Here is a 14,041-nt window from a genome sequence, read left to right as displayed (position 1 = left end):
CAGGAGAGTCCCTACACGCGGGCTTTTCAAGAGCTAGAGGAGTAAAGCCTCCGATACGCGATCCGGCCGGTTACCCGGAGTCCGGCACTCCGCTTTTATGAAAGGACTCAACGGGACTTCGCAGAGCGGACCGCGATGCTCAGCAGCGCCGCGGCCGGACCGGCGAGCCGTCGCCCGGCGGGCCACACCGCGCGCAGTTCCCGGCCGAAATCGACCCCGTCGACCGCGACCGGGACGAGCCTGCCTTCGGCGACATCCCGGACGATGGCGAGTTCGCTGATCACCGCCGGACCGGCGCCCGCGATCACCGCGTTGCCGACCGCGGAGGCGGAACCCAGTTCCAGCAACGGTTTCGCCGGACCGACACCGGCCTTGCGCAACGCGGCGTCCACGGTCTCCCTGGTCCCGGAACCCGGTTCGCGGACCACGAGCGGCGTGATCGCCAGTTCGGCCGCGGTCACCGGCCGGCGCTTGCGCGCCCACGGATGACTTCCGGGCACGACGAGGACCAGGTGATCGGTGGCGACCCGCCGGGACGACAGCCCTGGCAACGCGCCGGGCGACTCGACGAACCCGAGATCGACCTTGCCCTCCCGTGCCAGTTCGGCGGCCTGGTCGGAGTTGGTGACCTCCAGTCCGAGGTACAGCCCGGGGTCGAGGCGTTTGAGCTCGCCGATCCAGCCCGGCACCAGATACTCGGCCAGCGTCATGCTCGCGGCGACCCGCAGATGTGCCTCGTGCTGGGTGCGCAGCGCTTCGGCGCCGTCGAGCAGACCATCGAGTTCGGAGAGCACCCGATGCGCCCAGCCCGCGATGACCCGGCCGTCGGGAGTGAGCGCGGAACCGCGCCGCGTACGGTCGACCAGCACCAGTCCCAGCCGTCGCTCTACTGTGGACAGCCGTTTGCTCGCCGACGGCTGCGCGATCCCGAGGCTGGCCGCGGCCTGCCCGATACTGCCGAGCTCGTCCACGAGCACCAGCAGGCGCAGGGAGTCCAGGTCGGGTGTGGTCATAGCCCAAGTGTATGACCTACCCCTCGCATTCCCGGCTACCAAGGTCACCCCGTACGGACGACGCTCGAACCATGAGCACCACGCACGCGAGACCGACGAAGCCCTTCCTGACCGCGGTGGCCGTCACCGGCGCCGGGGTGGGCGCCGCGTATCTGGTCGGCACCGCGTTCCCGGTCGTCAGCGCGCTCACCATCGCTGTCGTGCTCGGCATCCTCGCCGGCTCGTTGCCGTCGTTGTCGGACGAGACCCGGAAGGCGATCTCCGGAACCACCAAGAAGCTGCTTCGCGCCGGTGTCGTGCTCCTGGGCCTTCAGCTCTCGCTCCCCTCGGTCCTGGCGCTGGGCCCCGGGACGCTGCTCGCCGCGGTGTTCACGGTCGGCGTCACCTTCCTCGGCACGATCGGCCTCGGGAGGCTCCTCGGCGTGCCGCGTGGCCTGGCGATGCTGGTCGCGACCGGGTTCTCCATCTGCGGCGCGTCGGCCATCGCCGCGATGGAAGGCGTCGTCGAACGCGAAGACTCCGATGTCGCCACCGCCGTCGCCCTGGTCACCTTCTACGGCGGGCTCGCCATCGCGGCCGTCCCGCTGATCGGCGGCTGGCTGCGGCTCGACGCGGTCCGGATCGGCGAATGGGCCGGGCTCAGCGTGCACGAGGTCGCGCAGGTCGTCGCCGCGGCCACCCCCGCCGGCGGTGCCGCCATCGCGGTCGCCATCGTGATCAAGCTCAGCCGCGTGGTCCTGCTGGCCCCGATGGTCGCCGCGGTCGGGATGCACGAACGGCATCGCCCCGCCGACGGGAAGCGGCCGCCGCTGGTCCCGGTGTTCGTCCTCGGTTTCCTGGCGATGGCCGCCGTGCGCAGCACCGGCGTCGTGCCGGGTTTCGCGCTCGACGTCGCCAAGATCGCCTGCACACTGCTGCTGGCCGGGGCGCTGTTCGGCCTGGGTTGCGCGGTCCGGATCGGCAAGCTCGTCCGCACCGGTGGCCGCGCCCTGCTGCTCGGTCTGCTCTCCACCCTCCTGGTCGGGACCACCGCGCTGGTCACGCTGACCGTGCTCGGCTGAGGACGGCGGCCGCGAGCAGCGCGATCACCCCGCCGGTGACCATCACGGCCGGGACGGAGACCGCGTCGACGACCATCCCGCCGAGGAGCGCCCCCGCCGAGAGGGTCGCCTGGAACGACGACGTGAACAGCACCGACGCCGCTTCGGGCGCCTGCGGTGCCGCTCGCGCGAACCAGGTTCCCGAGCAGACCGGGACGGCTCCGTAGGCGAAACCCCAGACCGCCAACAGGGCGAGCGCGCCCGGCTTCGAATCACCGAGAAACGGCAACGCGAGTGCCGCGACGCCGATCGACCCCGCCGCCGCGAGGAAGGTCAGCCGGAGATCGCGGGCGATCGCGGCGCCCGCGACGAAGTTGCCGGCGATCCCGGCGGTGCCGTAGACGAGCAGGAAGACGGTGATCAGCTCCGGGCCCACCTGCGTCACCTGGCGCAGGAACGGCGTGACGTAGGTGTAGGTCCCGAAATGGGCGAGCACGACCAGGACCGTGACGAGCAGGCCGAGCCTGGTCACCCGCCCCCGCGTCATCTCACGCAGGACGCCGAGCCGGGTGGCGCCCCGCGACGGCAGCGGAGGCAGCGAGAGGGCCAGCGCGGCGAGAACGCCGATCGTGAACACCGTCATCACCGCGAACGCCGCTCGCCAGCCGAGCAACTCGCCGGCGAACGTCCCCGCGGGCACGCCAAGTACGGAACCGAGTGGCACGGCGGAGAAGATCACCGCGGTCGCCCTGCCCGCGTGCCGAGGGCCGACGAGCCGTTCGGCGAGCCCGGAGCCGATCGCCCAGAAGGCGCCGATCACCAGCCCGACCAGGACTCGCGAGACGAGCATCGCCCAGTAGGCCTGCGCGGTCGCCGCGAGGACGTCGGCCAGCGCCAGCACCACCATCAGCGCGCACAGCAGGATCCGGCGGTCGAGCCGCCCGGCCGCGACGGTGACCGCGGGGGCGGCGAGCGCGGCGAGGAATCCGGGCAGGGTCATGGTCAGGCCCGCCGTCCCCGGCGTGATCCGGAAGTCGTCGCCGATCGGGGTCAGGAGGCCGATCGGCAGGATCTCCGTGGTGACGAGGGAGAAGATCCCCAATGTCACCGCGAGGACGGCGAGCCATCCCTTCAGCGGGGTCCGCGCGGAGGTGTCGAGGGTCGAAGCGGTCATGTGCTTCAGCCCATCACCGCGCGGGCACCGCGGTCTGGCGGATTCGCGACGTTGATCTAGCTGCGGGAGCGTTGAGTGACCACGATGCAGGCGACGACGATCAGCCCGGCGACCGGCGCGGCGGCCGGAAGGTGCTCGCCGAGCAACAGGACCGCCCAGACCAGCGTCAGCAGCGGCTGGGCGAGCTGCAACTGACTCGCCCGCGCGACGCCGATTTCGGCCATTCCCCGGTACCAAGCGAAGAACCCGCCGAACTGCGAAATGAGCGCGACGTACAGCAGGCCGGCGATCCCCTCGCCCGTGACGTGCAGCGGTTCGGTCGCGAGCCCGAAGACGGCGAACGCGCCGGTGACCGGCAGCGCGAGGACCAGCGCCCACGCGATCACGTGCCAGCCCGCCATTTCCCTGGCCAGCCTGCCGCCCTCGGCGTACCCGAACGCGCACAGCACGAGCGCGCCGAACAGGAACAGGTCCGCTGTGGACAGTCCGCCGCCGCTCTGCGCGACGGTGAACACCACGACCGCGCTCGCGCCCACCGCGGCGGCGAGCCAGAACCGGCGGGACGGCCGGTGCCCGGTCAGCCTCGACGAGATGACGGCGGTGGCCAGCGGCAGCAGCCCGATCACCACCGCGGAATGCGCCGTGGACGACGTCTTCAACGCGAGCGTCGTCAGGATCGGGAACGCGAGGACACAACCGAGTGCGACCACGGCGAGGCCACGCCACTGATCGCGTCTCGGCAGCGGGACCCGGAAGACGCGGAGACAGGTGCCGGCGACCAGCGCGGCCAGGACACTGCGCAGCCCGGTGGCGGTCCACGCGTCGAAGCCTTTGAGTGCCCACACGGTGGCGGGGAACGTGAACGAGAAGGCGAGGACCCCCAGCGCCGCCAGCGCGGTCCCGGAGCGGACCGCTACTGCTCGGTCAGCGATAGCGCTATCATCCAGTCTCATGTCCGATAGTAGCAGCGTCACGAGCCTGGCCACACAGCTGCGTTCTGAGCTGGAGCGCTATCCGATCGAAGGAAAGCTGCCCTCCAGTCGGGAGCTGGTCCGGCGGCTGAAAGTGAGCCCGGTGACGGTGTCACGCGCCATCGCCGCCCTGGCCGCCGAAGGCCTGGTGATCACCCGTCCCGGCGCCGGTGTCTTCCGTGCCCCGCCACCCCGCGAAGTGACGGTGACCGGCGACGTGTCGTGGCAGGAGGTGGCGCTGAGTTCCCAATCCGGCGCCCGCGCCATCGACGCGAGCGGCGTGCTCGCCGCGCTGAGCGACCCGCCATCGGGAGTCATCGACCTCAACGGCGGCTACACGCATCCGAGCCTCCAGCCGGAACGCGAACTCGCGGCGGCGTCGGCCCGCGCCGGACGCCGCCCCGGCGCGTGGACCCGGCCGCCGATCTGTGGCCTGCCCGAACTGCGGGCCTGGTTCGCCCGCGACATCGGCAGCCCGGTGAACGTCGAGAACGTGCTGATCACCTCGGGCGGGCAGAGCGCGCTGACCACGGCGTTGCGCGCGCTCGCCGCCCCCGGCGCGCCGGTGCTGGTGGAATCCCCGACGTATCCGGGGATGCTGGCCATCGCGCGGGCATCGGGACTGCGGCCGGTCCCGGTGCCGATCGACCGCGACGGCGTCCGGCCCGAACTGCTCGCCGACGCCTTCCGTGACACGGGCGCGCGGCTGTTCGTCTGCCAGCCCGCGTTCCAGAACCCGACCGGCGCGGTGCTGTCCGCCGAACGCCGTGCCGAGGTCCTGCGGATCGCCCGTGACGCCGGCGCTTTCATCATCGAGGACGACTTCGCCCGGCTGATGGCGCACCCCGGCAGCCCGGCTCCCCCGCCCCCGCTCGTGGCCGACGACCCCGACGGCGTCGTGGTGCACATCCGGTCGCTCACGAAACCGGCGTCACCGAGCCTGCGGATCAGCGCGCTCGCCGCCCGCGGCCCGGCACTGGAGCGGCTGCGCGGGCTCCACGCCGTCGAGAGCTTCTTCGTACCGCGGCCACTTCAGGAAACCGCGCTCGAACTGGTGAGCTCTCCCGCCTGGTCGCGCCATCTGCGGACCCTCGCCGCCGCGCTGCGGGAACGCCGCGACGTCGCCGTCTCGGCACTGCGGGAGTTCCTGCCGTCCTGGACCGCCGTCCCGGTCCCGACCGGGGGCTATCACCTGTGGCAGCCGCTCCCCGCTTTCGCCGACGAAGTGGCGCTGACCAGCGCCGCTTTCCGTGCCGGAGTAGCGGTCACCCCCGGCCGGATGTACTTCGCGGCCGAGGCGCCGGGGCCCTATCTGCGGCTGAGCTATGTCAGCGCCGCGACAGGCGCGCAACTGCGCGACGGCGTCCAGCGCCTTTCCCAGGCATACCAAGAGATCCCCGGTTAACGCCCGGCCGGGCCTGCTCGTACGATCGCGCACGGAGGCGACGAGAAGGCATGACACAGCCGGCGGCGGAGCCGCACGACCCACCCGGCAGGCTCTGGGAACTGCTCGACGACGGCCAGCGCAAGGCGCTGCGTGCCGAGGCCGAACTGCGCCGGTACCCGGCGGGAACGGTGATCATCCGGGAGGGTGACCGGTCGGATTGGGTGCTGATCCTGATGACCGGGCGGGTCAAGATCACATCGGTGTCCACCGGCGGCTACGACGCCGTACTGGCGGTCCGCGATCCGGGCGACATCATCGGCGAGATGGCGTCGATGGACGGCAGCCTGCGCTCGGCCACCGCGATCGCCGTCGAGCCGGTCACCGGACTGTGGCTGTCCTCGCGGGCGTTCAACTCCGTGCTCCGCGAGCAGCCGGGCATCTCCGTCGTCCTGCTCCGGATCATCACCTCCCGCCTGCGCTACGCCAACTCGCGCCGCACCGAATTCGGGGACAGCACCGCCGCCGAACGCATCGCCGCGATCCTGGTCGACCTCGCCGAGCGGTACGGCGTGCCCGTCCCCGAAGGCATCCTGATCGCCCTGCGGATCAGCCAGCGCGACCTGGCGGGACTCGCGTCCGCGTCACGGGAAGCCGTCGCGCGGACCCTGCGGACCCTGCGCGCCGACGGGCTCCTCAGCACCGGCCGCCAGCGGCTCGTCGTCCGGAGCCTGAACGACCTCAGGCAGCTGGCACCCGACGACCACTGAGCCGCCATGGCAGGCCGAAGTGCCGTTCCACGCGCGCTCCGAGTTTCCGTACGCGCGGCTCGTTCCCCGGATCGAAATCCGGCGTCGTTTCGATCAGCGTCACGAGTTCGCGGGTGAGCTCGGCCGCGGCCTTCCCCGGCACCAGCAGCACCCGCACCGGCGCGAGGCTGCGCGCGGAAGGCGGCGGCGCGACGAGGTCGATCCGGGCGCGAGCCAGACCGGTCAGCCTCGCCGACCAGAGGACCGTCCCCGTCACCGCCCAGGCCACCAGTTCCACCAGGATGACCGGCGACAGGATCAGCGCCAGCCCGGCAGCCTGCCCGACGGCGAACCCCAGCATCAGCCAGTCCTCGAAGCCAAGTCGCTCTTCCGCGCCGGACCGGCCGCGGAGCCGGGTGAACGACACCTCCCGGTAGCGCTCGCTTTCGGTGACGATGGCGAGCGGGCGGATGCGGCGCAGCCACGGCGCGAACCGGCGCACGATCAGCCACTCGCCGCCGTCGGTATCGGTCACCCGCATCGCGTCTCCCCTCATCGGCGCACGGATCTCCGACGAAGCAAGGTCCGATGGCGTTCCACCCGCACGTCGAATCGGGTGAGCACCTCGTACACGGCCGGATCACCGGGATCGAACATGACGCGTCCGCGGAGCAGGCCGCTCAGCTCGGCCACCAGAGGGGCCGCCAGATCGTCACGCACCTTGAGGATGGTCAGCGACGCGAGACTGCGATGTTCCTTGTGCCATCCGGCGACGTCGACCCGCGTCGGCGCCTTCCGGAACCACCGCACGATCCGCGCGAAGGAACCCGCGACGCCCTGGCACAGCAGTTCCAGCGCCAGGAACGGCAGCAGGAGGAGTCCCAGCAGCAAGTACAGCGGAACGTTCACGAGTATCTCCACGACGCCCAGCGTTCCCATCAGCCCGCGGGCCACCTTGTGCACGAATTCTCCCTCGGGCTCCTCCATGGTGTCGTCGTCAGGGAACTTCCAGTCCGCGGTGAGCTTGTGCTGCCGGTAACCGCCGGTGAGTCCCGCGATCGGCTGGACCCACCGGCGCCACGGCGCGAACCGGCGATCGATCGTCCACTCGCGCCCCTCGAGATCGAACACCTTCATCGGCCCCTCCCCCTTCCGATCTCGCGCCGTGTCCGACGGGAACGAGCTTGGCAGGGAAACCGCCGTCGTTCTGCGTCACCTGACACAGAAGGCGAAACCGGGTTGTACGCGCCTTGTACGACGGCTGTACGAGCCGGAAGGACCCTGATGTCCCGTCACCCGGAATCGAATCCAGGACGGAGCACTCCCGTGAAGATCTCCCGCGTCGCACAGGGCCTGTTCGCGGCCCTCGTCGCCACCGCGGCGGTCGGCGCATCCCCGGCCACCTCTCTCGCCACCACGGACACCGGCGACCGGATCTCGGCCGCCGCCGTCGGGAACACGTTGGTGTACAAAGAGAAAACAGAAGGTTACGACTGCTTCAGAATCCCCGCCATCGTCAAGGCGAACAACGGCGAACTGCTCGCGTTCGCCGAAGGCCGCAACGGCGGCGCCAGCTTCTGCAACGACAGCGGCGACATCGATCTCGTCGTGAAACGCTCGGCGGACAACGGCAGGACCTGGAGCGCACCGAAGATCGTCATCGAAGGTTTCGGTGACACCAAAGGAAACCCGACGCCGATCGTGATCCCGTCCACCGGGCGGATCGTGCTGCTCTCGGTGATGGAATGCGTCAAGAACCCCGACTGCAACCGGATTCCGCGCGTTTCGATCAGCGACGACCACGGCAAGACCTGGACCGCGCCCAAGGTGCTCACCACCCAGCTCGGGTTCGGCACCGCGCCGGGCTGGCTCGCGACCGGCCCGTCACACGGCATCGTGCTGACCCGCGGCGCGCACGCCGGCCGGATCGTCGCCGGGATGAGCTACACCATCGACGGCAAGAACAGCGGCGCGCTCGTCTACAGCGACGACCAAGGTGTCACGTGGAAGCGCGGCGCCACCGACACCCCGGCGTTGTCCGCCGCGCTGAACCCGCAGGAAATCAGCGTCACCGAACTGCTCGACGGCCGGGTCTACGCCGCGGCGCGGAACCAGGCCAACAACGGCGACAAATGCCTCAGCGGCGGCGCGAAGAACCGCGCCTACGCCATCAGCTCCGACGGTGGGGCGAGCTTCTCCACCAAGTTCACCTTCGAGGAGGATCTGATCACCCCGGTGGTGCAGGCTTCGACCGCGCGGATGACCGCGACCGACAAGGCGGGCAAGTACAACCGGATCCTGTTCGCCGCACCGTCGGTCTGCGACCGCCGCAAGGAACTCGTCGTCCGGTCTTCGTTCGACGAGGGCGCGAACTGGCAGGGCAACTCCGCCGGAACGCTGGTGTGGAGCGGCGACGCCGCGTACTCCGACATGGTCCAGCTGTCCTCGGGTTCGGTCGGCGTGCTGTACGAAGCGGGTCCGGCGGGCAACGCCAACGAGACCATCCGCTTCTCGACGGTCACCGAGACCACGCTCGGAGCCCCGGTGTGCGGCGGCGGATACAGCGTGATCGACTCGGAACCGCTCGGGACGGCGGGCACGGTTTACCTGTCCTACAACGCTTCCAACGGACAGAACTGTGTCAGCACGATGAAGAGCGCGGCCACCGGAACCGCGACCGCGACGTCGGCCTACCTCGAGGTGGCCGGGGCTTCCCGGATCACCGACTCCGGGTCGTTCTCGTGGTTCGCCGGCCCGGTGCGGGCGGCCGCCGCGGGCAAATGCGTGAAGTGGGGCGGTTCCGCGGGCGGGACGACGTACAACAGCCCGTCGGAACACTGCGGCTGAGCATCGGCCGTGAAGGCCTCCTTGCCTACCCTGAAGGTAGGGAAGGAGGCCCTCACGGACCTCTGTCTACGTCTGACCTGCGGGTTGGCGGGTGGGTCGTGAGGTGATGTCATCACCAGGCCGATGGGCGTCGCGCGTGATCGAAGGCGTAACTCGCGTGATTGAGCGCGTAACTCGCGTGATTGGAGGCCGATCTCGCCCGTGACCGGGTCCGCCGTGAGTTCCGCTTCCAATCACGTGAGTTCCGTGTCCAATCACGCGTGTTACGCCTAAGACCACACGACGACCAAGGGGATCTCAGAGCGCGAGCCCCCGAGTAGTGGGTAAGCAACTGTGGTGCCCCCAAGGAGGCCTTCACGGACCTCAGCACCGGACGCGGGCGCACTGTGCCGGCATCACGGTGGTCGCTGCGTCACCAGGGATCGCATCGGCGGGTAGTGAAGGCCTCCTTGAGGGACTCTGGGTCCCTCAAGGAGGCCTTCACGGACCGGCCATGCGGCTGCGGCCGCGCCGCAAGAAGTCACTTAGGCGGGCGCAGCCGCGGGGAAAGCTTGGTGAGCGCCAACGCTTCCAACCGTCTCGAAATCTCCGCGATCCCGGCGTCGAACCGGTCCAGATCGACACCCTTGTCGGCCAGGTCGTCGCGGACGTCCTTCTCCACCTTCGCCCAGTCGTTGCGGTACCGGGTGGCGAGTTCCTTCCACGGCACGCCTGCCAGCCCGGCGGTGAGGCCGCTGTCGTAGGCGAGCACGCCGCGTGCCATCAAGTACGCGATGCCCGGGTAGCCGAGATAGCCCTGCCAGTAGGACCCGTTGTCGTTGGCCGTGATCGACCCCGCGGCCGGATCGTGGCGGACGTCGTAGGTCTTGGCCCGGTCCGACGACGCGACGCGCGCCGAGTCACCGTCGATCTCGACCCGGCCGTCGGCCACCGCGCCGAGCGCCTCGTAGATCTTGATGACCGGGGACGGCTTCCACTCCGCGGCCACTCAGCCCTCGAGCCGCTCGAGCAGGACGACGTCCACCGTGTCACCTTCCTCTTTGCCGATCGCCTTGCGCACATCGGCCTTCACCGGGAGCTTGTGGGTGCCGTCGCCCAGCGCCATGAACGAACTCCGGAACGGATGTCCGTCGATGGTCCCGCGGACCTTCACCAGCCCCTTGGTGCCGAAGTACTCGGCGGAGCCGGGCATGACGACGTACGTCCAGCCGCCCTTCTCCGGGCTTTTGAGCAGCTTCGCAGTGAACCGTTTGTCCATGAAGGCATCGTACGACAGGCCACCGACGAAACCGGTACTTCAAAGGGTGACGCGGATGCGCACGCGGCGGCCGACGTCGCGGGCCCAGGCCCGGATCGACGGCCAGTCACGGAAGTCGCCCGCCCAGGGGCCCGCGGCCATGATCTTCCAGAACAGGCCGCTCGCGGTGGCCGGAGTGAGCCTGCCGCCGAAGGTGGCCGTGCGCTCGGCGTCGATCCTCGCGGCCAGCAAGGCGACCCCCGCGGGCAAGCTCACCCGTTTGCCGGCGGCCAGGGGCCCACAGGGCCCGCTGTGGAACAACCACACCGGACGGTTCCGGAGCGCCTCTTCGTGTTCGGTGAGCAGCCGCACCGCCTCGGGGCGCCAGCGCCGGCGGTGCAGCGCGCTCCCGACGATCACCGCGCCGTACGGTTCGACGTCCTCGACTTCGGCCGCGTCCTGCAGATCGGCCGTCAGCCCGGCCTCCCGCAGTTCGGCGGCGATCACCTCGGCGATCTCCCTTGTCCCACCGGATCTGCCGGCGTGGGCGACGAGCACTGCGGTCATGCCGCCATTCTCCGCGCGGCCGCGACCCGTGCCACCGCCCGGTCCATCGACACGCCGCATTCGGCTCACCTCTTCACCCGTCGGAGCGCTACCCGGGAGGCAGGAACGCCGGTCTCGCGGCCGGATCGGGTTGGTCGTAGTAGCGGTGGAACACGGCGGTCTGCCCGCCGGACAGCGGCGGGACGATCCAGCTCCAGTCCGCCTGACACCGACGGCCCGCACGCTCCTCCTTGGCGATATGCGTGAGGAACCGCCGCGATTCGGTGTGGTGGTCGGCGACGGTCACGCCCGCCGCGTCGAAGGAATGCTGGACGGCCAGCGTCAGTTCGACCAGCGCGCGGTCGCGCCACAGGGTGCGTTCCGACTTCGTCGACAGTCCCATCAGGTCCGCGATCACCGGCAACAGGTCGTAGCGGTCGGTGTCGGCCAGGTTGCGCGCGCCGATCTCGGTGGCGAGGTACCAGCCGTTGAACGGCGCCGCGGGGTAGGTGATCCCGCCGATGACCAGCCGCATGTCGCTGATCGCCGGCACCGCGTGCCAGCGCAGTCCGAGCCCGGCGAACCAGCGGTGGTCGGGATGCGACAACGGGACCTCCAGCACGGCGTCCGACGGCAGCCGGAACAGACTCCGCTCCCCCGGTTCGGACTCGATGAGCAGCGGGAGCACGTCGAAGGAGCCCTTGCGTTCGGGCGGGCGCCAGCCGTGCTCCTGGACGGTTTCGGTGAAGTCGGCATGGCGCGGATCGCCCAGCACCGAGCCGTCGCCGAGCCGATGGCCCGCGTAGCGGATCAGCTGGTCGTTGTGGATCTTCGGGCCGGGTCCCGCCGGACCGTCCGGCGCGAACACGGTGATGGTCGAGCGGATCCGGCCGCCTCGGGTCGCCTCCCTCAGATGGGCGACGCACTCCTCGGCGATGGCGGCGGCGCCGACGACGTCACGGCGGTCCCGCACCTTCAGCCCTTGCCAGTACAGCCTGCCGATGCACCGCGCGGAGTTCCGCCAGGCCACCCGGGCGCCGAACTCGACCTCGGCCGCGGTGTGCCGGTACGTCCCCGTCGCGTGGATCTCGGCGCGGACCCGGTCGAGCCGTTCGCCCAGTCCCGCGGTCCCGCCGTCCGTTTCGGTGTGGAAGAGCCGGAGGAAGTCCTCCGCCTCGGCCAGGTCCACGCTCCGTTCCCGCGACACCACCTCCGGAGGCAAGCGGGGGATATCCGTCACCCGCATGGAGGCCGTCGCCACCTCGGCCTCCCACTCTCCGAATTCGACACCGGCACCGGCGGCGGGAACGATCACCATTCCTCCTGCACTCGGAAATGCCCGGAGGATCATGCTCGCACGGCGAGCCGGCCGGGTCCGGACCAGACGAAAGACGATACCCCACCGAAAGAAGGCCACTATCCACCAAATGGCAGAAGCTTCGTCCTCACTGACATTTCAGCAGGCAGAAAGCTTGCCGACGACAATATTTGGAATTGCCTGCGACTTCGCGGAAGATTCACCGAATTGCGCCGCACGAAATGATCACGCTCACCCAAGATCGCTTTATGATCGTCATTAATCACTCTTTCGAGCGTATTCATCCGCAGGCCCTTCTGTTCTTTCCCCGGACCGGTGTATTGCCCCGCGTCCGCCGTCGCTAGAGTGCGGGAAGCTCCGACGGAAAGGAAAATCGTGGTCGACAGGCGGATTCCGGTCATCCTGGTCGCGGGCTTCCTCGGCTCCGGCAAGACCACCCTGCTCAACCACCTGCTGGCCAACCGGCAGGGCGCGCGGATCGGTGTCGTGGTCAACGACTTCGGCAGCATCGCGGTCGACGCGATGGCCGTCTCGGGCCAGGTCGACACCATGATGTCGTTCGGCAACGGCTGCCTGTGCTGCGCCGTCGACGCGAGCGGCCTCGACGCCATGCTCGCCAAGCTTTCCGAGGCCGAGGCAGGCATCGACGTCATCGTGATCGAAGCCAGCGGACTCGCCGAACCACGTGACCTCATCCGCTTGATGATCGCCAGCGAAAACCCCGCCATCGCCTACGGCGGGCTGGTCGAACTCGTCGACGCGGCCGAGTTCGAGACGACCAGGAAGCGGCATCCGGAACTGGACGAACACCTCGGGTTCGCCGACCTGGTCGTGCTCAACAAGACCGACCGGGCCGACGAGGACACCCTGGCCAAACTGCGCGGCACGATCGACGAGATCGCGCCCGGCACGCCGGTGATCGCGACCTCCCACGGCCGGATCGACCCCACCCTGTTCTTCGACGCGCGGCCGCGCGAACGGGCCGGGCAGCTGTCGTTCGACGACCTGCGCGAGGAAGAGCACGACCACGAGCACCACTTCCACACCGCGTACGACAGCGTCGCCTTCACCACCGAACGGCCGCTGGACCCGCGACGGCTGATGGACTTCCTCGAACAGCGTCCCGGCGGGCTCTACCGGATCAAAGGTTTCCTCGACTTCGGTCCGAACGGCCGGCAGTCCCGGTTCGGCCTGCACACGGTCGGCTCGTTCATCCAGCTGGAACGGTCGGCGTGGCCGTCCGGCCTGCCGCGCCGGAGTGAGCTGGTGCTGATCGGCTCAGGAATCGACACCGAGGCCGTCACCGCGCGTCTCGAGGAGTGCGTCGCGGACGATCCCGAGGTCGTCGACGAGCGGGGCATGCTGCGCGTCCTGCGGTTCATTCAGGACTGACACGCCGAAAGGCCGAAATACCGCGAATCGCGGCGAGTCTCGTTGACACTGGCCTGCGGAAGGAATCTCGAGCTGGACCACCTGTATCGGGAGGACAGTTCCATGACGAACACCGCCGGACGCTGGTATCTGGTCGGCGCGCTGCCGGAGGACTCCCCCGCCGCGCACCTGATGACCCGCTCCGAAGACCTCCGCTACCGGCGTTCCGCCTGCGGGGAAAAGGAATCCCGCCTGTGGACGCCGGTGGATCTCACCGGCACCGACGTCGCCCCGTGCCCGCGCTGCGCCGCGACCCTGCCGAGCCACCGGTCCACCCGCAAGGCCGAACCCGCCGTGCACACCCAGCTCGCCTTCGACCTGCCGCTCTGAC

15 protein-coding genes are annotated in these 14,041 nt (G+C 69.8%); 6 read left to right on the top strand and 9 right to left on the bottom strand.

Annotated features, from left to right (window positions below; translation table 11 throughout):
* Positions 1-107 precede the first annotated feature (107 nt).
* On the bottom strand, positions 108-1,013 hold the full coding sequence (locus DL990_RS12165; RefSeq protein WP_125798709.1) for a LysR family transcriptional regulator: 906 nt from the start codon (positions 1,011-1,013) through the stop codon (positions 108-110).
* Between the two features lie 71 nt (positions 1,014-1,084).
* On the opposite strand from DL990_RS12165, the gene DL990_RS12160 reads away from it, so the two are divergent.
* Entirely contained in the window at positions 1,085-2,074 is a 990-nt protein-coding gene (locus tag DL990_RS12160) for a YeiH family protein (RefSeq protein ID WP_125798708.1), read from the top strand.
* Here the strand turns inward: DL990_RS12160 and DL990_RS12155 are convergent.
* Entirely contained in the window at positions 2,052-3,227 is a 1,176-nt protein-coding gene (locus DL990_RS12155; RefSeq protein WP_125798707.1) for an MFS transporter, read from the bottom strand. The two genes, DL990_RS12160 and DL990_RS12155, sit on opposite strands and share 23 nt — an antisense overlap.
* A gap of 56 nt (positions 3,228-3,283) precedes the next feature.
* Positions 3,284-4,180, bottom strand: a complete 897-nt coding sequence (locus DL990_RS12150) for a DMT family transporter (protein WP_125798706.1) — start codon at positions 4,178-4,180, stop codon at positions 3,284-3,286.
* Between DL990_RS12150 and DL990_RS12145 the strand changes: the two genes are divergently transcribed.
* The gene (locus DL990_RS12145) at positions 4,179-5,603 is read left to right on the top strand and encodes a PLP-dependent aminotransferase family protein (protein WP_125783978.1); all 1,425 of its coding nucleotides are present in this window, start codon (positions 4,179-4,181) and stop codon (positions 5,601-5,603) included. The genes DL990_RS12150 and DL990_RS12145 overlap by 2 nt on opposite strands.
* A gap of 50 nt (positions 5,604-5,653) precedes the next feature.
* Positions 5,654-6,352, top strand: coding sequence for a Crp/Fnr family transcriptional regulator (locus DL990_RS12140; protein WP_125783976.1), 699 nt, complete (start codon positions 5,654-5,656; stop codon positions 6,350-6,352).
* Here the strand turns inward: DL990_RS12140 and DL990_RS12135 are convergent.
* Both DL990_RS12135 and DL990_RS12130 read right to left on the bottom strand, forming a co-directional pair.
* Positions 6,324-6,872: a hypothetical protein gene (locus tag DL990_RS12135; RefSeq protein WP_125798705.1), complete on the bottom strand. Its 549-nt coding sequence runs from the start codon at positions 6,870-6,872 to the stop codon at positions 6,324-6,326. The genes DL990_RS12140 and DL990_RS12135 overlap by 29 nt on opposite strands.
* Positions 6,873-6,883: 11 nt before the next feature.
* On the bottom strand, positions 6,884-7,468 hold the full coding sequence (locus tag DL990_RS12130) for a hypothetical protein (protein ID WP_125798704.1): 585 nt from the start codon (positions 7,466-7,468) through the stop codon (positions 6,884-6,886).
* Between the two features lie 189 nt (positions 7,469-7,657).
* Between DL990_RS12130 and DL990_RS12125 the strand changes: the two genes are divergently transcribed.
* A complete protein-coding gene (locus DL990_RS12125; protein WP_125798703.1) occupies positions 7,658-9,178 on the top strand; it encodes an exo-alpha-sialidase in 1,521 nt (506 codons plus the stop codon).
* Positions 9,179-9,698: 520 nt separating this feature from the next.
* On the opposite strand, the gene DL990_RS12120 is transcribed toward DL990_RS12125, so the two are convergent.
* From DL990_RS12120 to DL990_RS12105, 4 genes are all read right to left on the bottom strand, one after another.
* Positions 9,699-10,166: a hypothetical protein gene (locus DL990_RS12120; protein WP_125798702.1), complete on the bottom strand. Its 468-nt coding sequence runs from the start codon at positions 10,164-10,166 to the stop codon at positions 9,699-9,701.
* Positions 10,167-10,436, bottom strand: a complete 270-nt coding sequence (locus DL990_RS12115; RefSeq protein ID WP_125783966.1) for a DUF1905 domain-containing protein — start codon at positions 10,434-10,436, stop codon at positions 10,167-10,169.
* Between the two features lie 39 nt (positions 10,437-10,475).
* A complete protein-coding gene (locus DL990_RS12110) occupies positions 10,476-10,982 on the bottom strand; it encodes a flavodoxin domain-containing protein (RefSeq protein WP_199746320.1) in 507 nt (168 codons plus the stop codon).
* 88 nt (positions 10,983-11,070) lie between these two features.
* Positions 11,071-12,279: a nitric oxide synthase oxygenase gene (locus DL990_RS12105; protein WP_199746319.1), complete on the bottom strand. Its 1,209-nt coding sequence runs from the start codon at positions 12,277-12,279 to the stop codon at positions 11,071-11,073.
* A 375-nt stretch (positions 12,280-12,654) separates the two neighbouring features.
* Between DL990_RS12105 and DL990_RS12100 the strand changes: the two genes are divergently transcribed.
* Together DL990_RS12100 and DL990_RS12095 are read left to right on the top strand one after the other, a co-directional pair.
* On the top strand, positions 12,655-13,671 hold the full coding sequence (locus DL990_RS12100; protein WP_125783962.1) for a GTP-binding protein: 1,017 nt from the start codon (positions 12,655-12,657) through the stop codon (positions 13,669-13,671).
* A 102-nt stretch (positions 13,672-13,773) separates the two neighbouring features.
* A complete protein-coding gene (locus DL990_RS12095; protein ID WP_125783960.1) occupies positions 13,774-14,040 on the top strand; it encodes a hypothetical protein in 267 nt (88 codons plus the stop codon).
* Position 14,041 lies beyond the last annotated feature (1 nt).

The organism is Amycolatopsis sp. WAC 01416 (genome assembly GCF_003947485.1).
Lineage (GTDB): Bacteria > Actinomycetota > Actinomycetes > Mycobacteriales > Pseudonocardiaceae > Amycolatopsis.
This window is presented reverse-complemented; position numbering and strand designations above follow the sequence as displayed.

What these genes read in the sequence shown, in the direction of transcription:
- DL990_RS12165 (WP_125798709.1), bottom strand. Translation starts at nt 1,013, where the DNA reads ATGACCACACCCGACCTGGACTCCCTGCGCCTGCTGGTGCTCGTGGAC.
- DL990_RS12160 (WP_125798708.1), top strand. Translation starts at nt 1,085, where the DNA reads ATGAGCACCACGCACGCGAGACCGACGAAGCCCTTCCTGACCGCGGTG.
- DL990_RS12155 (WP_125798707.1), bottom strand. Translation starts at nt 3,227, where the DNA reads ATGACCGCTTCGACCCTCGACACCTCCGCGCGGACCCCGCTGAAGGGA.
- DL990_RS12145 (WP_125783978.1), top strand. Translation starts at nt 4,179, where the DNA reads ATGTCCGATAGTAGCAGCGTCACGAGCCTGGCCACACAGCTGCGTTCT.
- DL990_RS12150 (WP_125798706.1), bottom strand. Translation starts at nt 4,180, where the DNA reads ATGAGACTGGATGATAGCGCTATCGCTGACCGAGCAGTAGCGGTCCGC.
- DL990_RS12140 (WP_125783976.1), top strand. Translation starts at nt 5,654, where the DNA reads ATGACACAGCCGGCGGCGGAGCCGCACGACCCACCCGGCAGGCTCTGG.
- DL990_RS12135 (WP_125798705.1), bottom strand. Translation starts at nt 6,872, where the DNA reads ATGCGGGTGACCGATACCGACGGCGGCGAGTGGCTGATCGTGCGCCGG.
- DL990_RS12130 (WP_125798704.1), bottom strand. Translation starts at nt 7,468, where the DNA reads ATGAAGGTGTTCGATCTCGAGGGGCGCGAGTGGACGATCGATCGCCGG.
- DL990_RS12115 (WP_125783966.1), bottom strand. Translation starts at nt 10,436, where the DNA reads ATGGACAAACGGTTCACTGCGAAGCTGCTCAAAAGCCCGGAGAAGGGC.
- DL990_RS12110 (WP_199746320.1), bottom strand. Translation starts at nt 10,982, where the DNA reads ATGACCGCAGTGCTCGTCGCCCACGCCGGCAGATCCGGTGGGACAAGG.
- DL990_RS12105 (WP_199746319.1), bottom strand. Translation starts at nt 12,279, where the DNA reads ATGGTGATCGTTCCCGCCGCCGGTGCCGGTGTCGAATTCGGAGAGTGG.
- DL990_RS12095 (WP_125783960.1), top strand. Translation starts at nt 13,774, where the DNA reads ATGACGAACACCGCCGGACGCTGGTATCTGGTCGGCGCGCTGCCGGAG.